The sequence below is a fragment of the Leifsonia sp. NPDC056665 genome (assembly GCF_042791795.1).
Lineage (GTDB): Bacteria > Actinomycetota > Actinomycetes > Actinomycetales > Microbacteriaceae > Leifsonia.
In genome coordinates this window covers 363,040-385,138 of sequence record NZ_JBHTXK010000001.1, presented here as the reverse complement: position 1 = coordinate 385,138, position 22,099 = coordinate 363,040, and the positions used below count along the sequence as shown (strand labels likewise).

Below are 22,099 nucleotides of genomic sequence, written 5' to 3'. Positions count from 1 at the left end.
CTTTCCGCAGGACTGAGCGCACCCTTCCGTTCAGTGGAAGGCAAGTTTAACGACGATCTTCACCCTGTCGATCTGCACCCATATGGGTATATGATCGAACACATGGCACGGGCAGCGACGACCTCGGACGTCTTCAACGCGATCGCGGAGCCGCGCCGCCGGGACATCCTGATGCTGCTGCGGTCCGGCGATCGGCCGGTGAACGAGGTGGCCGCGGCGCTCGGGATGCCGCAGCCCGGCGCGTCCAAGCACCTCCGGGTGCTCAAGGAGGTCGGGCTCGTGCTGGACCGCAGGGCCGGCAAGCAGCGCGTCTACGGGCTCGACGCCGGCGGCCTGCGCACGGTCCACGAGTGGACCGGCGGTTTCGAGCGGTTCTGGAACGAGAGCTTCGACCGGCTCGACGCCTACATGCAGGAGCTGAAAGCCCAGAGAGTAGGGGAGTAGCCAGTGCGGGAACCGGAAGCAGTGGAGTCGTCGACCGCCGATCGCGAGATCGTGGTCTCGCGCGTGATCGACGCCCCGCCCGAGCTCGTGTTCGAGGCGTTCACGGAGGTCAGGCATCTGTCGCGGTGGTGGGGCCCTGAGGGCTTCAGCACGACCACGCGGTCCTTCGACTTCCGCGTTGGCGGCGAGTGGGTCTTCACGATGCGCGGGCCGGACGGCACGGTCCATCCCGAGTGGATCACCTGGACGGCCATCATCCCGTCCGAGCGGATCGAGATGCTCCACGGCGAGCGCCGAGACGACCCCGACATGTTCGAGTCCGCGCTGACCTTCACGCCGGAGGGCGCCGCCACGCGCATCGAGCTGCGCACGGTGTTCCCGACGGCGGAGCTGCGCGACCAGGCGCTCGAGCGCTCGCACGCCGCCGAGGGCGGCAGGCAGACGCTGGCCAAGCTGGCCGGCTATGTGGAGACCACGATCAGGAGTGAGCCACGATGAGGAAACAGAAGGAGGACTGATGGCTGGCAAGGTGTTCTTCAGCGTCTCGATGTCGCTGGACGGGTTCATGGCGCCGGACTCCCCGGAGGAGTTGATGGGCAAACAGTGGATGGAGCTGCAGCACTGGGTGTTCCCGACCCGCTTCTTCCGCCAGAATCTGGGGCTCGGCCCCGGCGGCGAGGAGGGTCTGGACAACGACAAGGCGCGCAGCACCTTCGAGCGCACCGGCGCCAGCGTGATGGGGAAGCGCATGTTCGAGGCCGGCGAGCACTCCTGGCCGGAGGATCCGCCGTTCCACAGCGAGGTGTTCGTGGTGACGCACGAGAGCCGCGACCCTTGGGTGCGCCTCGGCGGGACCACCTTCCACTTCGTCGACGACCTCCGGGTCGCGCTGGATCGGGCGCGGGAGGCCGCGGGGGAGCGCGACGTCCGGATCGCCGGGGGTGGAGCGATCATCGTGGAGTACCTGAACGCCGGACTGGTGGACGAGTTCTCGATCGCCCTCTCACCCGTGCTGTTCGGGAAGGGCATCCGCCTGTTCGAGTCCGTGGACGACTCCCGGATCAAGCTGGAGCAGACCGCCTCGGAGGCGTCGCCGCGCGCGACGCACCTGACCTACACCGTTCACGAGCGCTGATGACCGGCCGCGCGAGCCCGGCCAAGGCGGCGGTCGGCGACAAGCCGGTGTTCGCCTACATCGCGAGCCTCCCTGACGCCCAGCGCGCGATCGCCCAGGCCGTCGACGACCTGGCTGCACGGACACTGCCCGGCCTCACCCGCTCGATCAAGTGGGGGATGTCGTACTACGGCGTCGGCGACGGCTGGTGCTTCTGCTGCGGCGCCTTCGACGACCTCGTGAAACTCATGTTCGTGAACGGAGTGACCCTCGATCCTGTGCCGCCGGTGACGCCCGTGGCGATGGGCAAGGCCACCCGCGGGGTGGAGCTGGCGACGCTCGCGGACCTGGACGAGAGGCAAGTCGCGGACTGGATGCGGCAGATCGCCTCCCGGCCGGGGGTCGGCGGCCGGAGGGCGTGAGCCGCCGGCCACCGACCCTCTGCCACTACCCTCCGGTAGCCGGCAGCTTCCAGAAGACGGACCCGATCTGATGTCCCGGATCGGACTGGGGGTCCCAGGCGACACCGGCGGGTGCGACCCCGACGCCCGGCTTCGAGTTGTTCGCCTGCGGCCAGCACAGGAGGCGCCAGTAGCCCGGCTTGTCCAGCTCGAAGGCGGTGCCGAGCTGGTCGGGCGACCCGAGCAGCACGCCCTTCACGCTGGTGTCTGCGGAGTGAGTCGGGATCACGACGCGCTTCGGCGTGGGCGTGACGGACGCAGGGGTGCCGTCCTCGTGCACGAACTGGTAGTAGACCTCGGTGGTCTGGTCGTTGCCTGCGACCGCCGAGCGTCCGGACGCCAACGCGTCGACGTGGAAGTGGTTGCCGTTGAGCGTGCCGGACGAGTTCGCCCGCACGAGGTTGCCCCACGCCGCCTGCGACGACAGGGTCTTGTCGTAGCCGGTGAGCCCCGCCGTGGTCTTGTCCCACGCGTTGATCGCCACCGGCCGCCCGTCGGCGCCGCGGCGCTGGACCAGAATCGGGAATGTGACGACCGATTGGGTACCGTTCGGCCAGGTCGCCTGAAGCGGCCACGAGTAGGTGGCGGTCGGCGTGGCGGGCTTCACATGCGCGTCGCCGCGGCAGCTCAGGAACAGTCGCTCGTTCCCGTTGCCGAGATCCTGCACGTGGACGATGGCATAGTTCTGATCGATGTACTTCCGGATGTCGCCGGTCACCGGCTTCAGCATGGTGCCGATCGCCGAGGTGGGCAGGTCGGGTTCGAAGCGGTACTTCAGCTGCGCCGGGCGCACGCCCCTCGGCACGATGACCGCGTAGTCGGCCCGGTACTCGTCGGGCCCCCTCGCGATGATGTCCATCGCACCGAGCACAGTCATTTCGTAGACGCCGGCCAGCACCGTGATGGGCGCCCAGGCGCTGGCGTCGGCACTCGAGGCGCCGATGCCGGTCGGGTAGCCGGGCGACGGCGTGCCGACCGTGACGTCCGGGATGAGGTACACCCCGGGGCCGCTGCCGATGACGCGGAGCGGCGATACCGTTCCGTCCGACCAGGCGAGCCCGGGGGAGACCGTGACGGTCACGTCCGCTCCCGGGTTGTCGGACGCGGAGATCGAGGCGCCGGTGATGGACGTACCCGCGCTCGCGGAGGCGGGGACCCCGTTGAACGCGAGCGCCGCAGCGGCGCTGCTGGTGGCGTACGCGGGCGATGCCACGGCGAGTGAGATCGCGGGCACCGACCAGGCGGCCGCCTTGGCTAGGGAGCGGCGGGAGGGGAGATTACCCCCCCCCCCCCCGGAGCGGGGGAAGAGCGTAGCGCCGCGGTCGTTGCGGACATCGGAGGGACGATGGGCATGTGCGTTCACTGAAAACTCCCTTGTATGACGCGTGATCATGCTTACCCGCCAGACAGTAGCAGAACCCGCACTGCTAACCTAGAAACATATTAATCTTACGTCACCGAAAATCGCGCGGGTGAGCGCGTCGCGTGCGACTCACGGCAGAGGATGGGCGGCCCGGTGAATCTTCTGGCGCTGTCACCCGGCGATCGCGCGTCCAGCGGGGGAGAACACGCGACCGGCCGCTAGCGTGACGCTCGCCGTGCCCTCTCAACGAAAGGACCGACATGGCCAACGACGCTTTCGCCGGACCCGTGGACTATCTCGTGTTCGCCTTCCCCGCCGAGGCCTCCGTCAGCGCGGGCCTCGCCGCCGTGCTGCGCCGGGTCGATGAGGGGATCATCGAGGTGCTCGACCTCGAACTGATCCGCGTGGACGACACCGGGGCGCCCGTCCGGCAGCCTCTCGACCAGCTCCCGGGCCCCGACGGGTTCGCGGGCGCCTACTCCGGCATCCTCGATGCGGAGGACGTCCAGCGGGTCGTGGACGCGCTGGAGCCCGGCGCCTTCGCCATCGCGCTCGTCTACGAGGACCGCTCCCTTGCTTCCGCGGCGGACGCCTGGATCGCTGCAGGCGGCGCGGAACTGTTCGCCGGGGGAGTCGACATCATCGACCTCGCCGACTCCCTCGAAGTGAAAGGAACGGACCGATGAGCCTTCTCCGCACCGCCGCGCGCGCCTCCGTCGCAACGCGCGTCATCGGAAGCACCCACCGCCGCCAGCAGCAGCGCTGGGCGGCTCAGGATGCTGCAGTGGCAGGGCCGAACCCGCCTGTCACCGAGGCGCCGACCTCGGACGCTGCGCCGTCAGTGCTCGATCAGCTCGCCCAGCTCGGGGAGCTGCGCGCCGCGGGGGTGCTCACCGAGGCGGAGTTCGAGGCGCAGAAGGCCCGCATCCTGAACGCGTGACGCCTCCCGACGGGGGAGCACCCCGCGTGCTACCGTTGGCGTGGTATGGAACCATGTGGTTCAGTACGTCGAGGGGGAGGTGGCTATGACCACGGCGATCGATGATCCGTTGAGCCGGACCTTCGCGGCCCTGGCGGATCCGACGCGGCGGGCGATCCTCGCGCGGCTCGCGGAGGGCTCGGCGAACGTCGGCGATCTCGCGGCGCCGTTCGAGATGAGCTTCGCCGCGGTCTCCAAGCACCTGCGGGTCCTGGAGGGCGCCGGCCTCGTCACCCGCGGCCGAGAGGCCCAGTACCGGCCGGCCATGCTCGACGCCCGGCCGCTGCTCGCCGCCTCGGCGTGGATCGAGGACTACCAGCGGTTCTGGGAGGCCGGCTTCGACGCGCTCGACGACCTCCTCGCCGCCACGAACGCGGCCGAACGGGAGGACGACGAGTGACCGGGATCACCGAGGACGGGATCGAGATCGACCGGGAGTTCGCGGCGCCGCCGGCCGCCGTGTTCGCCGCCTGGACGACGCCCGAGTCGTTCGCCCGCTGGTTCGGCGGTCGCGAGGTGCAGGTTCCCCTCGACGGGCTCGACTACCGCGCCGAAGCGGGCCGGGCCTGGTCGGCGATGATGGTCCTGCCGGACGGCGCCACCATCGACTGGGTGGGGGAGTTCCTGGAGGTCGACCCGCCGTCGCGCCTGGTGATGACGCTCACCGATCGTCCTGCCGCCGCCGAGCGGGCCGTCCTGACTGTCGAGCTGACGCCGTCTGCGATGGGGACGCGCTTGCGCATGACCCAGCAGACCCCCGGATTCTCGGACGCGCAGCGGCAGGGGACGATCGCCGGCTGGATGACCTTCCTCGACGTCCTCGGAGAGGTCGCGGAGGGCTGATCGCGCGTTTCTCGGTATTGAACTAACAGGTTCAGAACTGATAGGTTGAATCCAACGGACGACAGTCTGCCGCCCATCCGCACCGAGAGGACTGATACCCCATGCGCGACCTGATCATCTCCGCCTTCGTCTCCGCCGACGGCGTCGCCGAGGCCCCGGGAGGCGACGCGAGCTATCGCAACTCCGGCTGGACGTTCAACAGCGTCGAGTTCGACCCCGCCGCCTACGAGCTGAAGGGCCGCGAGCAGGGGGAGTCGACCGCCGTACTCCTCGGTCGGAAGAGCTACGAGCTCTTCGCCCCGGTCTGGCCGTCGATGAAGGAGTTCGCCGGCTACAACGCGATGCCGCGCTACGTCGTCTCCACGACGCTGGAGAAGGACGACGACCGCTGGCCCGCGACCATCCTGCGCTCGCTGGACGACGTGGCCGCGCTGAAGGCGACCGAGGGCGGCCCGATCATCGTCCACGGCAGCACGGCGCTCGGCCACGCCCTGGCCGACGCGGGACTGGTCGACCGCTACCACCTGCTCGTCTTCCCGGTGCTCCTGGGCGAGGGGGAGCGGCTGTTCAGCAGCTCCGAGCACGGCATCGAGAAGCTGGCCGTGGTGGAGGGGGAGACGTACGGAAACGGGGTGCAGAAGGTCGTGTACGAGGTGGTTCGTTAGCGGGCCAGCGGGAACCCCGCGGCGCGGAGTCCCCGATGGCTTCGTGTCACCTCTGGTGGACGGACTGCTGGTAGCACGCGACGTCGTACTGCGAACGAGGGGAGTAGTGCTGACCTCCGGTGCCGCCGTTGGCGCTGTTGATGCCGGGTTCGTTGAAGGGGGAGCCCGGGCTGCTCGCGGCATGCCCCGGGGTGAAGGGCTCGACGGACTGGCACGACTGGCTGGGAGGCCCGGGAGGACCGGGAGGGTTGTTTGCGAGGGCCGGCGCAGCGGCCGTCAGGGTGAACAGGACGGCCAGGCCGACGGCCGCGGCGATTCTCTTCATGTCAGGCTCCTTCGTCTCGACGGACCCGCGCGTGTCAGGAGCGGTCCGTATACGACAAAGGGTGTGCTCGCCGAGGCGGTTGGAGAGTGTCGAATCAGCCCCGGTATTCGGAGAGCTCGATCAGGTGCCCGTCCGGATCGCGGAAGAAGCAGCGGACCTCAGGGCCATTGTCGATCGGCGGGGTCAGGAAGGTGGCGCCGCGCGCGCTGAGCAGCTCGTACGCTGCAGCGCAGTCAGGCACCCGGAACGTCATCGCGTGGCTGACCCGGTCCGGGTCGGACGGCGCGGAGAACGTCACGGCCGGCTTGTCGGGAGTCGGGCCGCCACCGGTCACCAGCAAGAGCCAGGTGCCGGCCAGCCGCGCGACGACGCTCGTGCCGCCGTACTCGCGGACGATCTCGGCGCCGACGACGTCGCGGTAGAAATCACGGGAGACGTCGGCGTCGTTCACGACCAGGATGTGCGTCAGTTCGGCGTCGCCGGGGAAGTCGTCTGTGGCCTCCATGCTAGAAGAGTACACGGCGCGAAGCGTCCGCTACATTGTGGATCTGTCAGTGGTCAGTGTCGGGTTTCTGCGCGGTCCAGTACATGGATTGGCGTGGACACTCTGCAGATTGAGGCGCGCCAATTGAGGACGCATTTGACCAGGCGCTGGTCTTTCGCCTCGTGCCGCTACTAGGCGACCCGCGACCTGTGTTGGCCTTGCGGTCGGTCCTCAGGCGACGAGCTGTGCGAGCAATTCGTCGGTGGTGAGGCTGGCGTGGGCGTAGGTCGGTCCGTTGATGGTGTGGGCTGCATGCATCGCTTCGCGGCTGAAGGCGGAGGTTGCGTCCGTGACGAGCGTGACGTGGTAGCCGAGTTCCATGCCGAACTTGCCGGTGGTTTCTATGCACGTATTGGCGATCATTCCGACGAGCACGATGCGGCGAATGCCGTGCTGTCTCAGTTGCAGGTCGAGATCAGTGTTCGCGAAACCGCTGGATCCCCAGTGCTCGTGCGCGACGATCTCCCCGGTAACGGGCGTGAACTCGTCGTGAAAGCTTCCACCCCACGTGTCTTTTGCGAATACGTGCGCATGTGCCGAGCTCAGCTGGTACGGGGTCGCGTTGTCGAACCCGACATAGTCGCCGGGCTCCCAACGGTGATGGGGCACGAAGACGATCCGGTACCCCTGCGAGCGTGCGGTCGCGACGACCTGCCGCAGGTGGTCGAGTAGCCGCACATCGTCGGCGACCTCCTGCACGCGAGGCCATAGCTTCCCGCCGACAGCGAGGAAGTCGTTATACGGGTCGACCAGGAGGATGGCGGTGGTCGAGGAGTCATACGTCATCGGAACATTCCCATCGTCTCAGTTCGGTCAAGAGCGTGCGGGCTTGCCTTGTACAAGACGCGCGACGACGCGATCAGGCTCGCTTGCCGACGGCCTGTCTGGCCGAGTACCAGAGGGTGCGCGGGTTGTCCCGGTCACCGTGCAGCTTGAGCATGTCGGTGACGATCTGCTCAGTCGGGCCGCCTTCGTCGACGATGCGGGTGAAGTCCCGAAGATACTGTCGACTTGCTTCGATCTGCTCCGGTCCGTCCGATGCACCGACGCGCTTGTGGCCGGAGACCAGCACCGTCGGTGCAAGAGCCTCGATCGCATCCAGACTCCGCATCCACGCCTCACGTGCCTCCGCGTCAGTCTCCCCGGTCATCATGTGCACGCCGTTGTAGACGATGTCGCCGGCGACGACCAGTCCGATCGACGGCACGTGCAACGCCGTCGAGTGTTCCGTGTCGCCCTGCCCGAGAGAGAGGATCCTCACTTCGTTGCCCTCGAGCTCGAACGAGTCGCCCTCGACTACCTCGGGATGCACCGGGGCCTCCGGGAGCTCGCCCGGGAACGACGCGAACCAGTAGTCCCGAAGTGGCGGGAAGGACAGCTCGAACCGGGCGCGCTCGGCGACCTCTGCGGTTGCGAGTCCCTTCGCCTCGGGGAAGTGCTCCTGCAGTCGGGCGAGACCAAGCCAGTGATCAGCGTGGCCGTGCGTGATGTACACCCCGACCAGGCGCTTCCCGAAGCCGCGGACCCACTCCGCCAGCGCATCCACCTGCTCGTTCGCGACGAGCGCGTCGACGAGGATCGCGTCGCGTTCCCCGTAGATCAGGGTGCTGCTCATCGGCGACCACATCGGTTGATCGCCGGCCTCTCCGGCGGCACCAACGAACGGGCGCATCGGTGCCACGTAAACCTCGACAGACAGCGATTCGCTCATCTCAGCTCCTCATTTTCGTGACTACTATGCTATGTAACATAGCATAGTAGTCGATGTCGTAGTCTCGGAGAATGAAGGTGACGAATGCCGGAAGCTGAGCAACGCCCAGCCAAGAGTGCGCGCGAGGCGATGGTCGATGCGGCCTGGATGCTGATCGCCGAACGCGGGCTCGAGGGGATGTCGACCAGAGAGGTGCTGGCCCGGACGGGGGCTCCTCGCGGATCCGTCTATCACCACTTTCCCGGGGGACGCACCCAGCTGATCGAGCTGGCGCTGAAACGCTCGCAGTCCTGGATGCGCGACCAGATCATGGCGATTCCGGCCGAGTCGCCGGAGGCACTCATTTCGGGGTATGTGGGCATCTGGCGGAAAGTGCTCGAGTCAACGGCGTTCCGCGCCGGCTGTGCCGCGGTCGGCGTTGTAACCGGCGGTGACACGCCTCACATGCTCGACCTGGGTGCGGAAGCGTTCGACACCGCCGTCTCCGCACTGGCCAGCCGCTTTCAGTCGTTCGGCCTCGTACCCGAGTCGGCTGCGAGTCGGGCCACCGTCCTCGTCTGCGCCGCGGAAGGCGCCGTAGTCCTCGCTCGAGCCCAACGCTCGACGAGGCCGCTCGACCTCGTGTCCGTGCAGCTCGTCGGTCTCAAAGATTGAGCGCCCAGTCGCACGTTCGACAGGCCAAAATCAGGGGAGGGTGTACCTGCGGATTCTGCCAATACAGCCGTTGCGACTGGATAACGGGGTTATCACTCGCGGGTGTACTAGGCCCTGGTGCGTAGACGCAGTTACGCTGTGCCAATGCCGACGCCGCCTTCATTGCAATCCACCGTTGACAGGTATGCGAAGAGCCTCGCGGTGCCACACGGGCTGCAGCAACTGCACGGACGTAAGAAGCATCGCCCGACTCAGCCTCAAATGACGCTTGCCCCCGCGATGGTGCTGACGTCGGTGGCAGCCTTTGAAGGGTTTGTCGAGGAGTTCAATGCCGTTGTGGGTGGCATTCGAGGTCTGAGCTTTGCGCAGATCGTGCGGATAGCGCACACCAATAGTCCGTCATTGAAGGATTTCCATGACGATCTACTCAAACAACTCTCGAGTTGGGAGGACTTGAATTGGAAGCGAGACTTTGCGCTCGAGCTGTTTTCACCTCCCGCAGTCGGGGGCACGAACTGGTGGGGCCGGCAATCGGTCGGATGGGATGAGGCTGTACGACAAGCGGACGCGTGGGTTCAAGTTCGCCATTCGCTCAGCCATGGCTTGACGCGCGGATACTTGACAGAGGTATGGCCGGGGCCGATGAAGGCGGGCATCCACGCAAGCTACGTTCTCCGCCCGTACGCCGCGGGGAAGCACTCGCTATCCCTCCACAGCGCGATCAACTGTGCTCGCATTCTGCGTTACGGTGCCGAGATTCTGTCTACACAAGCGGCAATCGCACTAAGCGACCAGCCGCCAAAATGGAGAGCCGTACCTGCCTTTCCTCTCGACGCATGAGCCTCGACCCGCAACGCGCGCGTTGCATACCAAGTCGTCAGAATCTGGTCGGAAAGCATGAGCTCGGGCGGTCGCGTAGCTGAAGTCCGACGCCGCCTGGGATGCCAGCGACTAGCCAATGCTCGCGAAGGTCGCTATTGTGCCGGCGTCACGTCCCTGAGCATGCTGCGACGAAAGGGTCAAGTAATGAGCACGACATACCAGTTCTCGCACCTATCCGAGACCGTCGATTTGGTGGAACTCGCGCGCAAGCATGATGGGCGAATCGACGGGCACTTGTTCGAAAAATGCCATCTGCTCGGTCCCGCCGTTCTCGGTATGGCTCACGACATCGAACTGGATAGCTTGCAATTTGATCCTGCTCAGTTCTGGACCGTGGAACCTGGACGCCCGTATCTCGGGCAAATCGACCTTCTGAACTCACGCATCGATTCGTGCACCTTCGAGCGCGTAGCTTTTGCAGTGCTCCCGGCTCAATACAAGGGTGTTCTCCCAGGAGGCATTCCCGCGGGGTACCAGCCCAGTATGGCAGGAGTGTCAGTCTTCAACTGACGGAACATCGAGCCTACGTGTGAGGCGCATCGTCAGCCGGAAAGATCCTCCACCCATCTGAGCGAAGTACGTGAGTGTGTCTTTCAGCCAACGTCGTTCCGGAGTCGTCATATGTCACGACTTCCATCAGGAAGTCGTGGAGACCCTGTTCGTGTGCCCACTCGCCGAAGTACCTGACGTTGACCTCGCTACCGTCCGGTAACTCAGCGCGATAGCGCTCTCCGTGCCTCAACCGCGACCAGTCAGGAATCTCGCTTGGACTCGACATGGCGAGAGCATAACCGTCGCTACTGCCGATCGTGCACCCCTCGTGAGATCCTTCGGACGTGAGCGAAGCCAACGCAGCTGAACGCCGCTTCATAGCGGGAATCGAGACGTCGACTTGGTCAGATATGAAAGTCGCGCACGCTGCCGAAATCTGGCGTCAGCTCGAGGGACGAGTCGAAGTCTGGACGACGTCGTTGGCGGTCTATTTGGACATCCACCAGACCGGTCCGAACACTCTCCAATGGACAGTCAGGGAAACAGCCCGAGCGCCCGTTGAGGAGTGGTCGCTCCTGTTTGGGGACATAGTCCACAATCTTCGAAGCGCACTTGATGCCTTGATCTACGGGATTTGCTTATTGGCAACTCCTGGCCCAACCGCGAGCGACGAGCGGCGGATCTATTTCCCAGCAGAGCACGACGAGAGCAAGTGGGAAGCCAGGTGGGGCAAAGACCTAAAGTTCCTCGAGCCAGAAGTGCTCGAGCGGGTTCGAAGCTACCAGCCATTCGCTCAGCCCGACCAGAACGACAACTTCTTGCACCACCTTCACGCGATCGATATCGCTGATAAGCATCGCGGACAGGTCTACTTGGGGCTCAACCCGGCAGCCATTCTTGGCGAGAGCGTCCAGGTGGCGGTTTCCGAGGAGTTTCCCGACAACAAAATGGTCGAGCACAAGATCTTCAACGTGCCATATGAGGTCAGTGACGGCACGATCGTCGCCGTAACGACAATTCCGGTAGAGATCCGAGATGTCCGGCTTCTCGTCGTCGATAGGCAATCCATGAGCGTCTGGTTCAATCGAGACGGAACTCCAGTTGAAATCGGCAAGTATGTTCCTGAACTGATCAAATCGACGAAGGAGGCATTAGCCTTCGTGCGTCAAGGGTCCCCTCCTACGACTCCAGGCACAATCGAGATCGTCGACGTGAACCCGAGCACATGACTGCTGACTATAGGGGCAATATCAACGTATGAACGGTGGAACAGCACGGCCGGGGCTACGTGCCGGCGAAGATGCACAAGGGCTTTCGATCGATCAGGTGGTTGTACGGCTTCGAGGCGTACTCGGTGCCCGGCTTGTGGCGTACATCGGAAACGTAACCAAGACGAGCATCGTTCGCGCGTGGGCTGAAGGCGACGACGCACCAAATCCTGACAACGATTGTCGGTTGCGAACAGCACTTCACGCCTTAGGAATTCTGGAAGAGGGGATCGACCCGATCACGATTAGCACCTGGTTTCAGGGGATGAACCCTTTCCTCGGTGATGAGTCGCCGGCCCGCTACATCAGGAATGCAGTCCCGGGGGCGGCCGACGATGTTCTCGTGGCGGCGCGGTCGATGCTGGTCAGCTAAAACGGCCCGCACGAGTAGTCATCGGTCCTTTAGTTCGTGCGCATCCTGATTTCCCGGGCTCCTACTGTGGCCCGTCCGCTGGAAGGTGCAAAGCCGGGTAGATGGCCATTGTGACTCCAGCGCGAGCGGCGTGCTTCGTCATGATCTTTGCCGAGTATCCCAGGAGGGAGGCGAGGCTGGTCGGGTCGAGTTCTAGCGTGAGGTCGGCCAGGGTGGCATTGCGCGCGCCGAGAGCTTGTATGCCGAAGATCTTGAAGCGGCGAAGCAGAGACGTTGCGCTGATGTGTTGGCCGGCGTTCGTGGACGGAAAGAGCCAGGGCGAGTTCTTGTTCATCGTGCCGTTGTGTGACCGGTTGGCAAGATAGTCGGTGAACAGCGGAATGAGTGGGTCGGGGATGGGCGCTGGCTGCCTGCCGAGAGAGATTGTCATCCCGTCCAGCGAGGTAACGAAGTCGTCGACCCTGAGGCCGGCTATGGTCCCGATAGGCGTCCCGTAGAGAAGCAAGATGATCGCTGCTACGCGAGTTGAAAGGGTGACCTTGTCGGCTTCGACGACTCGGCGGAGGTGATCGAGTCGCTCACGGCCAGTGATGCTGGGACTGGTTTGAGCTTCGCGTGCCGGAGCGATCATTCCGCGTCGATGGCCGGTAAGTCCACGTTGTTGGAGGAAGTTGCGGATGTGTTTTCGGGTGGAGGATCCCTCGGACCAGTAGAGATCGATGTGCTCTTGTCTCAGGTCATCTACGTGCGCGCCGTGCTGAGATTGGAGCCAGATGAGGAACTTGCCCGCTTCGGTGATCTCCTGTTTGGCTGCGCGCGTCGCATGGTCCATGTTCGGCGCCGGCGGTTCTTGACGGAGGCGTCGCAGATGGTGCCATCGGCCGAACTGCTCAAGCGGTTGCAGAACGTGTGGGTTGCCTGCAAACGAGTCCAAGCGGTTGTCGAGCCAGGTCTCGAAGCGGGCGAGGCGGATGTCGCCGCGGGAGGGCAGGATGTGGTGATGGACGAGCATTTCGCGTAGATGTTCTACTGCACGCGACGGTGGTTCTCGGTCGAAGGCGTCGTGATTCAGGGCTAGGTCCCGGGAGCCCAAACGGCGGAGGAGCTCGGACGCGCCCTTCCCTCGCATCCACGTCCGGATGCTCTGAGGTCGGTTGGTGGAAGCCATTTCTCGTATGAGCCGGTGAAGGCGCAGGTCCGGCGGATTGTTGGGATGCAGGATCGCGGCGAGATCTTCGGTGACGACGCAGCTTGCACAGAGGCCGCTTCGGATGCGTTCGCCTTCCCGGTCACACCGATCGCAGCTCAGGGTGGTGGTGATGCCCGCGCAGTCCCGGCAGATGATTTCATTACTGGGGGAGCGGCCGGGGAGGAGACGCTCGGTACTGCACTGAGCACATGTGCCGTAGGTATTGACTGCGGTGGTGAAGCAGGCACCGCAGATGCCGCCGTCCGGCCAGCGCACGCGGATCTTAGCGACCATCTGCCCGCATCGGCCGCACTCGTGGGCTCCCGAACTTCTGGGTCGACCGCGGCCACGGAGTTCATTCGTCATCTGGACGGAGAACTCGCGCGCGTACTGGACGGTAGGCCTCGAGAAGCGGGACTTCGGCGGCGGAGCCGACGGCTTTTGGACGCGCAGAACGGATGCTGGTGGCGGTGTAGGTGACGAGTTCGTTTACTTCGACGCGGAAGATGTCGGCCAGTGCGACCAGGACCTTGAAGGCGATGCGCTCTGGATCCTGCATCGCGAGGCGATAGATCTGCGACTCCGAGAGCGTGATGCCGCGATCGCGCAACGGGCCCACGAGGTCGCGGCTGTTGCGCATCCCGGTTCGAGCCATCAGTTCCCGCACATGCCACTGATATTCCACTTGGCGCTTCATTGTGGATCCTTCCGGTCGGGGCGGGGGAGTGTGGCGCCGCTGCGTTCGAGCGTCCCGGTGAGGATGCGGTTGAGCTGCCGGGAACGGTAGTCGGGAGAGGCGACGGTGTAGATCGACGTAGTGGACGCATGTTCGTGTCCGAGCTGCAGCTGGACAAAGGAGACGTCCATGCCGAGTTCGAGCTGCAGGTTCGTGGCGTAACTGCGACGGAACGAGTGCAGATCCAAGCCTGGAGCGAAGCCGAGTTCGTTGACGAGTTGATGGAACTTCCGACGCAGATTTCGAGGATCCAGACGCTGCCCGGTCTCGGTGGGAAACAGCGGCGTGGCCCGCTCGAGCCCGAAGCGAGGAAGTCCAACACGGACCCAGTGGTCCATCATGTCGACGGACCAGTCGAAGACCGTGAGAACAGTTCGCTGTTTTGCGGGAGAGCCCTTCATCGCTTTACCCATCCGCACCCGAAGGACGCCCCACTCGCCGAACGACGGTGTGCGGACATTACGGGAGTAGTCCGCGACGATCAGGTGGCGCATCTCGTTGAGCCTCAGCCCCCAGGCGTAGAGGGTCTTGAACGCGATCGCATCCCGCCAAGCCGTCAATGCCCCGCGTCGACCAGCTCGAAGGACGCGCTCGGGTTCGAGGTCGGCAAGGTCGAAGAACTCCTGCAGCTCTCGAACGCTGAATGGCCGAACGGAGGCTTCCGCAGTCTCTTGAACATGACGGCTCCTGTTCAAGTCTGTTACGACCTGCGAGAAGACGGTCCCGAACAGGCGGCCGCAGCTCTCGTTCCAGTCGTATGCCGGGTCTCCGGCATAGTCGAGGAACAGCTTCACGTCGCCTTGATACGCCCGGACCGTGTTGTAAGCCAGATTCTGGACGCCGCGCAAGTGGGCGAAGAACTCGTCAGCGTCGCCAGGCAACCACTCCCACGGGTAGGAGCCGACGAACGACGCCATTCGCAAGACCGCGCGCGTGCGTCGTCGGACTGTCGCCAACCCGAAGTTGTTAGCCAGCTGCTGCCGCTTCCACCCGGTCAAGACCTCACTCAGGAACGCATCGGGATCTGACTGCACCTCCGGAGTCGGGAGCCAACTCAGTCGCCCAAAGCCATCACTCACAGTCACACCTCATCGAATGCAAATCTTGCAGACAACGTGCGAATTCCGCAGACCGAGATTGGTAAACGGCCGATCAGCGCAGGTTCTGGCGCATCATGATTTTGGCTAGCCGACAACCGGAACTGCGACTCTGAGCCCAGAAGGAACTCCCGATCGGAACTGGATTCTGGAGCCACAACATCCGATTATCAGGGGAGGGTATACCTGCAGATTCTGCCGATACACCCGTTACGAACTGACATAATGTGCATTATCAGCGCTTCAACTTGTGTGGCGGAACGAGGATGGCGGCCGCTGTTAGCGCGTCGGTCGCTGTCGCGCCCGATGGTATGCCTCCATCACCGGCGGCACGCCCTCGCTGAGCATCTTCTTCCGCACGCTGCCGAGCAGCTTCGACATTGCCAACCCTCCGACGCCGGTGAACCCCGTGTGGCGCCAGGTGAACCGCGTGCCCTCTGGGGTTTCTTCGAGGAGGTAAGTGACGTCGGTGACGCCATCGGTGTCCTCGTCACCCTTCCAGGTGTAGTGCATGGAGTGAGGGGCATCGACGGCGATCACCTCGCAGTACACGACCCCTGCCCAGCCGATCGTGGGCTTTCCCACGAATCGGAACTTCGTGCCCGCAGCGGCAGCAAAGCCCTCCGGCCTTCCTCCCTGCCCGGTCGTGGTCCACTGAGCGACCTGCTCGGGCTCGGTGAGAACAGCCCAGACTTCCTCGATCGGGTACGGGTAGTCGCGGACGACGGTGTATTCGGCCATGCTCTTCGCCTTTCATCAAGTAAACCCAGCCTACCTATCGGTAGGTAGATTGTCTACCGAATGGTAGGTAAGATGAGTTTGATGAGCGAGAGACAGGAAGTCGGTACGAGCGGTCGCGGGGTGCGGACCCGTGAGGCGGCGCAGCAAGTGGCTCTGAGGCTGTTCACCGAGCAGGGCTACGAGGCGACGTCGCTCCGGCAGATCGCGGACGAGCTGGGTATCAATAAGGCGTCGCTGTATTACTACTTCGACGGCAAAGAAGCGATCGTGCAGTCCCTCCTCGACAAACGCGGGAACGAGGCAGAGGAACTGGTCGCCTGGGTCAGCGAACAGCCCGTATCGCCGGAGTTGCTGGCGGACGCGGTATTCCGTTGGGTCGACTCGTTCACCGTAGAGAAGCTGCAGGGCATACGATTTCTCGCAGCGAATCCTCTTCTGCTGGCAGGCCTGACCGGGGGCGACGAGGAGCCCCGCGTCAGTGTCGGGTTGTCACAGCTCGCGGAGGACCTGAGTGAACTTCTCCCCGAGCGCACTCCGGAGACTGTCGTCATACTCCGCATGGCGCTGCTGTCGATCAACGCCGCGGTGCAAGCGGCGGCCACGACGAACACGCCCGACGATGCCGTCATCGCCGCCGCTCGACGCGCAGCGCGGGTCATGACCAGCGAACTGCTATCCGGGCGCTGACAGGATCAATCAGGCCCCGGCCGACGGAGTGCCGCTCTCGGGCATCCGCGAATGAATCTCCTGGGTCAGCCTGTGGATCGTGCGTGTGAGCTCGGTGTTCTCCTCGAGCAGCTTCTGCTGGGCGATGTAGTCGTGGTCGGCTTTCGCCTGCTGGAAGGCGGCCTGGCGGTTCTGGCCGATCATGACGAACGTCGAGAGGAAGATCGCCTCGAGCGAGACGATGAGGGTCAGCGTCGGCCAGGGGCTCTTCTCGAACACGAGCATCCAGACGGCGAAGAGCACGATGTGCAGGTAGACGAACATCATCGACCCGGCGAACGCGGTGATCGCGTCGGCGATTCGCAGTTGAACACTCGACGCGCGGCGTTCGGCCTCGGCGAGCACCGCGGGATGCAGCTTCTCGTGCGGGGCGTTGGCGAGCAGTCGGCTGGGCCGGAGGAACGGGCGCCGGCGCCCGGGAGCAGGTGTGGCGGAGGTGGATGTTCCGGTAGGGGAAGACGGCTGCGACATCGCTCTGCTCCAGGCTCGCGGCGGGTCCCTCCCGCCGATGGGGTGAGCGTACTGCGAAATCGCCGCTTCGCTAGGCTGGCGGAGTGGACGACGACGCCGACACTCCAGCACGTGTCGTCTCTCCCCCGCCCGAAATCCTCCGCCGGTCCGCGTTCGCCCTGTTCTGGAGCGCCAGCAGCATCCGGGCGCTCGGCGGCGCGGTCTCCGGCGTCGCGTTCAACGTCCTGGTCGTCTCGGTGCTGCATGCGACGACCCTGCAGATCAGCGTTCTGAGCGCGTTGAGCGTCGTCCCATACCTGTTCCTCGGCCTGATCATCGGCGCCCTCATGGATCGGTGGCGGCGCCAGCGGACCCTGGTCCTCACGAGCATCGGACGCGCGCTCGCCCTGGCCGCCATCCCTGTTCTGATCGTGACGAACTCCCTCAGTTTCTGGTCGGTCGCAGCGGTGACACTGGTGCTCGGCGTCCTGGTGCTGTTCGCCGACTCGGCTGCGCAGCCGCTGCTCCCCCGCATCGTTCCCCGGGAATCCCTCGTCATGGCCAACGCGCGCCTCGGGCAGAGCGAGACTGTCGCCGGGACCGCTGGGCCGGCGCTCGGCGGCGCGCTCCTGAACGTTCTCGGCGCGCCCCTCCTGTTCGCGTTCGACGCGATCTTCACGGCGGTCTCGGCGGCGCTCCAGTCGCGGATCCGGGTCGACGAGCCCGCACCCGGCCCACGCGTCGCCGGCCTTCACATCGGTCACGACATCGCCGAAGGCATGCGCTACACCTACCGCCACCGGACGCTGCGGCCGCTGGCCCTGTCGATCCACACGTGGTTCCTCGGCAACAGCATCGTGATGACCGTGTTCGCGGTCTTCGTCCTCCGCGAGCTCCAGCTCCAGCCCTGGGCGTACGGGCTCGCCCTGGCGTTCGGCGGCGTCGGCGGATTCCTGGGCGCGCTCATCGCGCCACGGGCCGGCGCCCGGCTCGGCGCCGGCCGGGCGATCTTTCTCGCGAGAGCCCTGGTCGTCGTGCCCTGGCTCGCCCTCGCCGTCGTGCCGGTCGGCACGGCCGGCGGCGGCATCGCGCTCGTTGCGGCGGCCCAGTTCGTCTACTGCCTCTCGATGGGCGTCGAGGACCCGAACGACACCGGCTACCGGCAGTCCGTCGCACCCGACGCCATCCAAGGGCGGATGAACTCGACCATCCGGACCGTCAACCGCGTCGTGTTCTTCGTCGGCGCGCTCCTCGCGGGGCTCCTGGCGTCGATGCTCGGCTACCGCCTGACCATCGGAGTCGGCGCCGCGGTCTTCGCGGTCGCGGCGCTCATCGTCGTCCTCTCCCCGCTGTACGCGGCCGAGCACGCGGACCCGCCCGGAGGGACGTGAGACGGACTCAGTTCGCCCACTCCCCCTCGGCGGTGATGGTCACGTCTCGTCGCAGTCGAGGGCGAGGAGCTGCCGCACCGTCGCCTTCAGCTGCTCACCGATCGGCTCATCGGGCGCATTGTCGTCGTGCAGGGTCTTGCTGAGTGCAGCCATCACGAGGACGACGGCGAGCTCCGCTTCGGATCTGCTGCGTGCGCGCTGAGCGGCGAGGTCGACGTACATCTCCCGCACCTCGACCATGATCCGGGTCGCCGTCGTCAGCAGCTCGGGTCGCCGGCTCAGGAGCCGCTTGATACTGACCAGGTCAGGGCCGTGCTCGGAACCGCTGCCGATCACCTCGCACAGGGCCATGACCAGGCTGCCGGGGTGAGACAGGAACGCCTGCTCCACATCCGGGTGGATGGTGGGGCCCTGGAATTCGAGGGCCGCCGCGGCCTTGGAGGGGAAGTAGTTGAAGAAGGTCCGGCCCGAGACGTCTGCCTGGTGGCAGATCTGCTCGACCGTCGTCGCGTCCAGCCCCTGCGAGTCGATGAGGCGGAAGGCCGCTTCGTGGATCGCGGTGCGGGTCTGGAGCTTCTTGCGCTCCCGGAGGCCGACGGCCTCGGGGTGGATGTCGATTGTGGTCACGATCTGATGTCTTCCGACCGAGCGGAGCAGGCGGCGTCACGGGGACGCCGCCCACTCCCCCGATCAGCTCTGCGGCACCGCCCGGATGCTTCCGGTCAGGGTCGCGCCGCCCTCATCGACCTGCTGCTGCAGCGCGGAGGTCTTCCGCAGCGGGGGCACCTTGAAGAACAGGCTGAGGACGAAGGCGAGCAGGATCACTCCGAGGCCGATCGTGTAGACCAGGACCACGGAATCGTTGAAGCCGACCATGAACGGCTTGCTCAGGCGCTGGTCGGCGCCGTCGAGGAACGACGTGTCGCTCGTCGCGCTGCTGCTCGAGTTGTTCGCCTTCGAGTCGCCCGTCTTCAGCTTGTCGGCGAGCGTCGGGGTCAGCTTGTCGACGTAGAAGCCGCGCTGGCTCGCGTTCGCCCAGTTCACTTCGACGGTCCCGTTGACGACCGTGGCGTGGGCCGCCTTCGCCACCGCGGCGAGTGCTGCGGCCTCTGCCTGAGGCGTCGCCGCCGCGACCTGCTGGGCGATGACCGGCGCAGCGGCCTCGGCCGGGATGTTCCCGGCAGCGACCTGCGCGTCGACGGCGGCGGTGACCTTCTCGGTCACGGCGGCGCCGGCGGCGGCCTTCGCCTTCGTCACGCCTGCGTCGAGCTGGTCCTGGACGCCCTTCTCCAGCGGGGTGACGATCGGCGTCCAGAGCTGCTTCATGATCGCCTTGTTGTGCGGCGCGGTCGCGACCTCCGGTGTCAGGGCGGCGTCCAGTGCGGAGCTCAGGGTCTTCTGGTCGGCCGTCGCCGTGACGATGTTGCCCGGCAGGGCGGCGAAGAGCACCGAGAGCAGCACGGCGACACCGAGGGTTCCACCGATCTGGCGGAAGAAGGTGGACGCACCCGTGGCGACGCCCATCTGGTTCGGCGCGACTGCGTTCTGGCTGGCCAGGGTGAGCGTCTGCATCATCTGGCCGAGTCCGAGCCCGATGAGGAACATCGCGATCATCAGGAACCAGAGCGGCTTGTCGATCGTGAGGAACGTCAGCACGAAGAAGCCGGCCGCCGTGAACAGCGTTCCCGTGACGGGGAAGATCCGGTACTTGCCCGTGCGAGCGATGATCTGACCCGAAGCGATCGAGGCGATCATCAGGCCCGCCATCATCGGCAGCGTGGCGAAGCCGGAGGCCGTCGGGCTCAGCCCGAAGACGATCTGCAGGTACAGCGGCAGGGTCAGCATGGCGCCGAACATTCCGAAGCCGACGAGCACGCCGAGCACGGTCGCCATCGAGAACACCCGCGAACGGAACAGGCGGAGCGGGATGATCGCGTCGTCCTTCATGTAGCGCTCGATGAGGATGAAGGAGAGCAGGCCGACTGCGGCGATCACGTAGCAGCTGATGGAGGCGACGGAGGTCCAGCCCCAGTCACGACCCTGCTCTGCGACCAGCAGCACCGGGACGAGCGTCACGATGACCGCGGTCGCGCCCCACCAGTCGATGCGCGGCTTCGCGGCCTTGTGGAACTTCGGCAGGTGCAGGAAGGCCAGCACCATGAGCAGTGCGACGATCCCGATCGGGACGTTGATGAGGAAGACCCAGCGCCACCCTGTGACGAAGAGGATCTGGTTCGCTCCCGCGAACAGGCCGCCGATGAGCGGGCCGATGACCGACGAGATGCCGAAGACGGCCAGGAAGTAGCCCTGGTACTTGGCGCGCTCACGCGGAGCCAGGATGTCGCCCATGATCGCCAGCGGTAGGGACATCAGCGCGCCGGCGCCGATCCCCTGGAACGCGCGGAACGCGGCCAGCATCATCATCGACGTCGAGAACGCCGAGAGCAGGGAGCCGAGCAGGAACACGACGATGCCGAAGATGTACAGCGGGCGGCGGCCGAAGATGTCGGACAGCTTGCCGTAGATCGGGACCGCGATCGTGGACGTGATCAGGTAGGCCGTGGTGACCCACGCCTGGTCGTTGAGCCCGTGGAGGTCGTCACCGATGGTGCGGATCGCCGTGCCGACGATCGTCTGGTCGAGCGACGACAGGAACATGCCGGCCATGAGGCCGTAGATGACGAGAAGAATCTGCCGGTGCGACATGATCGGCTTCGATTCGTGCGGCGCAGGCGCCGCTGGTTGCACCCTCACGGGCGCAGTGGTTGCAGACAAGACGGGTTCCTTTTGGCGATGTGTTTTTTGCAGGCAGTGCAACAATACACGAATGCACATCTGCGTTTGCTGAAAAATGCTTACGACGTCGAGAAGGATCCGCTGGACAGGTGGACGTCCGCTCTCTACCGTGAGACCCATGAGCCCAGCGGACATCGACTACAGCGATCTGAACGCGCTCTTCATCAACACGACCCTCACCCGCTCCCCCGGCCGCAGCCACACCCAGTCGCTGATCGACGTGAGCGCGTCGATCATGTCCGACCAAGGGGTGCAGGTCGATCAGTTCCGCGCCGTCGACCACCCGATCGCCACGGGCGTGTACCCCGACATGCGCGAGTACGGCTGGGAGGTGGACGCCTGGCCCGACCTCTTCCCCCGGGTGCTCGCCGCCGACATCCTCGTGATCGCGGGCCCGATCTGGCTCGGCGACAACAGCAGCGAGACCAAGAAGATCATCGAGCGGCTCTACGCGCACTCGGGCGAGCTCAACGAGAAAGGCCAGTGGCTGTTCTACGGCCGCACGGGCGGGTGCCTCATCACCGGCAACGAGGACGGCATCAAGCACTGCGCGTCCAACGTGCTCTACAGCCTGCAGCACATCGGCTACTCGATCCCTCCGCAGGCCGACGCCGGCTGGATCGGCGAGGCCGGCCCCGGCCCCAGCTACGGGGATGACGCGGGCGACGGCAGGCGTGTCGGGTTCGACAACGACTTCACGAACCGGAACACGACCTTCCTCACCTGGAACCTCCTGCACCTGGCCCGGCTGCTGAAGGACGCCGGCGGCTTCCCCGATTACGGCAACCAGCGCAAGGAGTGGGACGCGGGGACCCGGTTCGACTTCCCGAACCCCGAGTACCGTTCCTGAGGCTC

The 22,099-nt window shown here is 65.4% G+C and carries 29 protein-coding genes; 17 read left to right on the top strand and 12 right to left on the bottom strand.

The window, feature by feature from the left end; all coding sequences use genetic code 11:
- Positions 1–102 precede the first annotated feature (102 nt).
- Genes ACFQ9V_RS01725 through ACFQ9V_RS01710 form a run of 4 tightly spaced genes read left to right on the top strand, consistent with a single transcriptional unit; the run spans position 103 to position 1,980 of the window.
- Entirely contained in the window at positions 103–444 is a 342-nt protein-coding gene (locus ACFQ9V_RS01725; protein ID WP_382457453.1) for an ArsR/SmtB family transcription factor, read from the top strand.
- 3 nt (positions 445–447) lie between these two features.
- Positions 448–942, top strand: a complete 495-nt coding sequence (locus tag ACFQ9V_RS01720; protein ID WP_382457452.1) for an SRPBCC family protein — start codon at positions 448–450, stop codon at positions 940–942.
- A gap of 19 nt (positions 943–961) precedes the next feature.
- Positions 962–1,579: a dihydrofolate reductase family protein gene (locus tag ACFQ9V_RS01715; RefSeq protein WP_382457451.1), complete on the top strand. Its 618-nt coding sequence runs from the start codon at positions 962–964 to the stop codon at positions 1,577–1,579.
- Complete coding sequence (locus ACFQ9V_RS01710) at positions 1,579–1,980, top strand: DUF1801 domain-containing protein (protein WP_382457450.1); 402 nt, start codon at positions 1,579–1,581, stop codon at positions 1,978–1,980. Before ACFQ9V_RS01715 ends, ACFQ9V_RS01710 begins: the two co-directional genes overlap by 1 nt.
- Before the next feature lie 25 nt (positions 1,981–2,005).
- Here ACFQ9V_RS01710 and ACFQ9V_RS01705 read toward each other — a convergent pair whose 3' ends face one another.
- Positions 2,006–3,253 carry a hypothetical protein gene (locus tag ACFQ9V_RS01705; RefSeq protein ID WP_382457449.1) on the bottom strand — a complete coding sequence of 416 codons (1,248 nt, stop codon included), beginning with the start codon at positions 3,251–3,253 and terminating at the stop codon, positions 2,006–2,008.
- A gap of 389 nt (positions 3,254–3,642) precedes the next feature.
- On the opposite strand from ACFQ9V_RS01705, the gene ACFQ9V_RS01700 reads away from it, so the two are divergent.
- The 5 genes from ACFQ9V_RS01700 to ACFQ9V_RS01680 all read left to right on the top strand — a co-directional run bounded on the left by ACFQ9V_RS01700 (position 3,643) and on the right by ACFQ9V_RS01680 (position 5,869).
- Positions 3,643–4,068 carry a DUF6325 family protein gene (locus tag ACFQ9V_RS01700; RefSeq protein WP_382457448.1) on the top strand — a complete coding sequence of 142 codons (426 nt, stop codon included), beginning with the start codon at positions 3,643–3,645 and terminating at the stop codon, positions 4,066–4,068.
- Positions 4,065–4,322, top strand: a complete 258-nt coding sequence (locus ACFQ9V_RS01695) for an SHOCT domain-containing protein (protein ID WP_382457447.1) — start codon at positions 4,065–4,067, stop codon at positions 4,320–4,322. Before ACFQ9V_RS01700 ends, ACFQ9V_RS01695 begins: the two co-directional genes overlap by 4 nt.
- A gap of 85 nt (positions 4,323–4,407) precedes the next feature.
- A complete protein-coding gene (locus ACFQ9V_RS01690) occupies positions 4,408–4,761 on the top strand; it encodes an ArsR/SmtB family transcription factor (RefSeq protein WP_382457446.1) in 354 nt (117 codons plus the stop codon).
- Complete coding sequence (locus tag ACFQ9V_RS01685) at positions 4,758–5,204, top strand: SRPBCC domain-containing protein (protein ID WP_382457445.1); 447 nt, start codon at positions 4,758–4,760, stop codon at positions 5,202–5,204. Before ACFQ9V_RS01690 ends, ACFQ9V_RS01685 begins: the two co-directional genes overlap by 4 nt.
- Positions 5,205–5,305: 101 nt before the next feature.
- A complete protein-coding gene (locus ACFQ9V_RS01680; RefSeq protein ID WP_382457444.1) occupies positions 5,306–5,869 on the top strand; it encodes a dihydrofolate reductase family protein in 564 nt (187 codons plus the stop codon).
- A gap of 46 nt (positions 5,870–5,915) precedes the next feature.
- Here ACFQ9V_RS01680 and ACFQ9V_RS01675 read toward each other — a convergent pair whose 3' ends face one another.
- The 4 genes from ACFQ9V_RS01675 to ACFQ9V_RS01660 form a co-directional block, all read right to left on the bottom strand.
- Positions 5,916–6,194, bottom strand: a complete 279-nt coding sequence (locus ACFQ9V_RS01675) for a hypothetical protein (protein WP_382457443.1) — start codon at positions 6,192–6,194, stop codon at positions 5,916–5,918.
- A 94-nt stretch (positions 6,195–6,288) separates the two neighbouring features.
- A complete protein-coding gene (locus ACFQ9V_RS01670; protein ID WP_382457442.1) occupies positions 6,289–6,699 on the bottom strand; it encodes a VOC family protein in 411 nt (136 codons plus the stop codon).
- 210 nt (positions 6,700–6,909) lie between these two features.
- Complete coding sequence (locus tag ACFQ9V_RS01665; protein ID WP_382457441.1) at positions 6,910–7,524, bottom strand: isochorismatase family cysteine hydrolase; 615 nt, start codon at positions 7,522–7,524, stop codon at positions 6,910–6,912.
- 73 nt (positions 7,525–7,597) lie between these two features.
- Positions 7,598–8,449: an MBL fold metallo-hydrolase gene (locus ACFQ9V_RS01660; protein ID WP_382457440.1), complete on the bottom strand. Its 852-nt coding sequence runs from the start codon at positions 8,447–8,449 to the stop codon at positions 7,598–7,600.
- Between the two features lie 84 nt (positions 8,450–8,533).
- Here ACFQ9V_RS01660 and ACFQ9V_RS01655 point away from each other — a divergent pair, with 84 nt between their 5' ends.
- The 5 genes from ACFQ9V_RS01655 (at position 8,534) to ACFQ9V_RS01635 (ending at position 12,118) form a co-directional block, all read left to right on the top strand.
- Positions 8,534–9,103: a TetR/AcrR family transcriptional regulator gene (locus ACFQ9V_RS01655; RefSeq protein ID WP_382457439.1), complete on the top strand. Its 570-nt coding sequence runs from the start codon at positions 8,534–8,536 to the stop codon at positions 9,101–9,103.
- Positions 9,104–9,247: 144 nt separating this feature from the next.
- On the top strand, positions 9,248–9,943 hold the full coding sequence (locus tag ACFQ9V_RS01650) for a hypothetical protein (protein ID WP_382457438.1): 696 nt from the start codon (positions 9,248–9,250) through the stop codon (positions 9,941–9,943).
- 186 nt (positions 9,944–10,129) lie between these two features.
- Positions 10,130–10,495, top strand: coding sequence for a hypothetical protein (locus ACFQ9V_RS01645; RefSeq protein ID WP_382457437.1), 366 nt, complete (start codon positions 10,130–10,132; stop codon positions 10,493–10,495).
- Between the two features lie 326 nt (positions 10,496–10,821).
- Complete coding sequence (locus ACFQ9V_RS01640; RefSeq protein WP_382457436.1) at positions 10,822–11,706, top strand: hypothetical protein; 885 nt, start codon at positions 10,822–10,824, stop codon at positions 11,704–11,706.
- A 28-nt stretch (positions 11,707–11,734) separates the two neighbouring features.
- Positions 11,735–12,118: a hypothetical protein gene (locus ACFQ9V_RS01635; protein ID WP_382457435.1), complete on the top strand. Its 384-nt coding sequence runs from the start codon at positions 11,735–11,737 to the stop codon at positions 12,116–12,118.
- A gap of 61 nt (positions 12,119–12,179) precedes the next feature.
- Here the strand turns inward: ACFQ9V_RS01635 and ACFQ9V_RS01630 are convergent, their stop codons facing one another.
- From ACFQ9V_RS01630 to ACFQ9V_RS01615, 4 genes are all read right to left on the bottom strand, one after another.
- Positions 12,180–13,601 (bottom strand): hypothetical protein, encoded by a 1,422-nt coding sequence (locus ACFQ9V_RS01630; protein WP_382457434.1) that lies wholly within the window; start codon positions 13,599–13,601, stop codon positions 12,180–12,182.
- A gap of 61 nt (positions 13,602–13,662) precedes the next feature.
- Positions 13,663–14,004, bottom strand: a complete 342-nt coding sequence (locus tag ACFQ9V_RS01625) for a helix-turn-helix domain-containing protein (RefSeq protein ID WP_382457433.1) — start codon at positions 14,002–14,004, stop codon at positions 13,663–13,665.
- Positions 14,001–15,041, bottom strand: coding sequence for a tyrosine-type recombinase/integrase (locus ACFQ9V_RS01620; protein ID WP_382457432.1), 1,041 nt, complete (start codon positions 15,039–15,041; stop codon positions 14,001–14,003). The genes ACFQ9V_RS01625 and ACFQ9V_RS01620 overlap by 4 nt, the downstream gene beginning before the upstream one ends.
- Before the next feature lie 378 nt (positions 15,042–15,419).
- A complete protein-coding gene (locus ACFQ9V_RS01615) occupies positions 15,420–15,881 on the bottom strand; it encodes an SRPBCC domain-containing protein (RefSeq protein ID WP_382457431.1) in 462 nt (153 codons plus the stop codon).
- A gap of 81 nt (positions 15,882–15,962) precedes the next feature.
- Between ACFQ9V_RS01615 and ACFQ9V_RS01610 the strand changes: the two genes are divergently transcribed.
- The gene (locus tag ACFQ9V_RS01610) at positions 15,963–16,568 is read left to right on the top strand and encodes a TetR/AcrR family transcriptional regulator (protein ID WP_382457430.1); all 606 of its coding nucleotides are present in this window, start codon (positions 15,963–15,965) and stop codon (positions 16,566–16,568) included.
- Positions 16,569–16,577: 9 nt separating this feature from the next.
- On the opposite strand, the gene ACFQ9V_RS01605 is transcribed toward ACFQ9V_RS01610, so the two are convergent.
- Positions 16,578–17,078 (bottom strand): DUF1003 domain-containing protein, encoded by a 501-nt coding sequence (locus tag ACFQ9V_RS01605; protein WP_382457429.1) that lies wholly within the window; start codon positions 17,076–17,078, stop codon positions 16,578–16,580.
- A gap of 83 nt (positions 17,079–17,161) precedes the next feature.
- Between ACFQ9V_RS01605 and ACFQ9V_RS01600 the strand changes: the two genes are divergently transcribed.
- The gene (locus ACFQ9V_RS01600) at positions 17,162–18,448 is read left to right on the top strand and encodes an MFS transporter (protein WP_382457428.1); all 1,287 of its coding nucleotides are present in this window, start codon (positions 17,162–17,164) and stop codon (positions 18,446–18,448) included.
- Between the two features lie 39 nt (positions 18,449–18,487).
- Here ACFQ9V_RS01600 and ACFQ9V_RS01595 read toward each other — a convergent pair whose 3' ends face one another.
- Together ACFQ9V_RS01595 and ACFQ9V_RS01590 are read right to left on the bottom strand one after the other, a co-directional pair.
- Entirely contained in the window at positions 18,488–19,075 is a 588-nt protein-coding gene (locus tag ACFQ9V_RS01595) for a TetR family transcriptional regulator (protein ID WP_382457427.1), read from the bottom strand.
- A gap of 63 nt (positions 19,076–19,138) precedes the next feature.
- The gene (locus ACFQ9V_RS01590) at positions 19,139–21,202 is read right to left on the bottom strand and encodes an MDR family MFS transporter (protein WP_382457426.1); all 2,064 of its coding nucleotides are present in this window, start codon (positions 21,200–21,202) and stop codon (positions 19,139–19,141) included.
- A 160-nt stretch (positions 21,203–21,362) separates the two neighbouring features.
- Between ACFQ9V_RS01590 and ACFQ9V_RS01585 the strand changes: the two genes are divergently transcribed.
- Entirely contained in the window at positions 21,363–22,094 is a 732-nt protein-coding gene (locus ACFQ9V_RS01585) for a flavodoxin family protein (RefSeq protein ID WP_382457425.1), read from the top strand.
- Positions 22,095–22,099: the final 5 nt, after the last annotated feature.

Bases quoted from the DNA above. Each gene is read 5' to 3' on its own strand.
- ACFQ9V_RS01585 (WP_382457425.1), top strand. From the start codon at position 21,363: ATGAGCCCAGCGGACATCGACTACAGCGATCTGAACGCGCTCTTCATC.
- ACFQ9V_RS01690 (WP_382457446.1), top strand. From the start codon at position 4,408: ATGACCACGGCGATCGATGATCCGTTGAGCCGGACCTTCGCGGCCCTG.
- ACFQ9V_RS01615 (WP_382457431.1), bottom strand. From the start codon at position 15,881: ATGGCCGAATACACCGTCGTCCGCGACTACCCGTACCCGATCGAGGAA.
- ACFQ9V_RS01675 (WP_382457443.1), bottom strand. From the start codon at position 6,194: ATGAAGAGAATCGCCGCGGCCGTCGGCCTGGCCGTCCTGTTCACCCTG.
- ACFQ9V_RS01605 (WP_382457429.1), bottom strand. From the start codon at position 17,078: ATGTCGCAGCCGTCTTCCCCTACCGGAACATCCACCTCCGCCACACCT.
- ACFQ9V_RS01660 (WP_382457440.1), bottom strand. From the start codon at position 8,449: ATGAGCGAATCGCTGTCTGTCGAGGTTTACGTGGCACCGATGCGCCCG.
- ACFQ9V_RS01725 (WP_382457453.1), top strand. From the start codon at position 103: ATGGCACGGGCAGCGACGACCTCGGACGTCTTCAACGCGATCGCGGAG.
- ACFQ9V_RS01610 (WP_382457430.1), top strand. From the start codon at position 15,963: ATGAGCGAGAGACAGGAAGTCGGTACGAGCGGTCGCGGGGTGCGGACC.
- ACFQ9V_RS01700 (WP_382457448.1), top strand. From the start codon at position 3,643: ATGGCCAACGACGCTTTCGCCGGACCCGTGGACTATCTCGTGTTCGCC.
- ACFQ9V_RS01645 (WP_382457437.1), top strand. From the start codon at position 10,130: ATGAGCACGACATACCAGTTCTCGCACCTATCCGAGACCGTCGATTTG.
- ACFQ9V_RS01665 (WP_382457441.1), bottom strand. From the start codon at position 7,524: ATGACGTATGACTCCTCGACCACCGCCATCCTCCTGGTCGACCCGTAT.
- ACFQ9V_RS01630 (WP_382457434.1), bottom strand. From the start codon at position 13,601: ATGGTCGCTAAGATCCGCGTGCGCTGGCCGGACGGCGGCATCTGCGGT.
- ACFQ9V_RS01650 (WP_382457438.1), top strand. From the start codon at position 9,248: ATGCCGACGCCGCCTTCATTGCAATCCACCGTTGACAGGTATGCGAAG.
- ACFQ9V_RS01680 (WP_382457444.1), top strand. From the start codon at position 5,306: ATGCGCGACCTGATCATCTCCGCCTTCGTCTCCGCCGACGGCGTCGCC.
- ACFQ9V_RS01710 (WP_382457450.1), top strand. From the start codon at position 1,579: ATGACCGGCCGCGCGAGCCCGGCCAAGGCGGCGGTCGGCGACAAGCCG.
- ACFQ9V_RS01695 (WP_382457447.1), top strand. From the start codon at position 4,065: ATGAGCCTTCTCCGCACCGCCGCGCGCGCCTCCGTCGCAACGCGCGTC.
- ACFQ9V_RS01625 (WP_382457433.1), bottom strand. From the start codon at position 14,004: ATGAAGCGCCAAGTGGAATATCAGTGGCATGTGCGGGAACTGATGGCT.
- ACFQ9V_RS01635 (WP_382457435.1), top strand. From the start codon at position 11,735: ATGAACGGTGGAACAGCACGGCCGGGGCTACGTGCCGGCGAAGATGCA.
- ACFQ9V_RS01715 (WP_382457451.1), top strand. From the start codon at position 962: ATGGCTGGCAAGGTGTTCTTCAGCGTCTCGATGTCGCTGGACGGGTTC.
- ACFQ9V_RS01670 (WP_382457442.1), bottom strand. From the start codon at position 6,699: ATGGAGGCCACAGACGACTTCCCCGGCGACGCCGAACTGACGCACATC.
- ACFQ9V_RS01655 (WP_382457439.1), top strand. From the start codon at position 8,534: ATGCCGGAAGCTGAGCAACGCCCAGCCAAGAGTGCGCGCGAGGCGATG.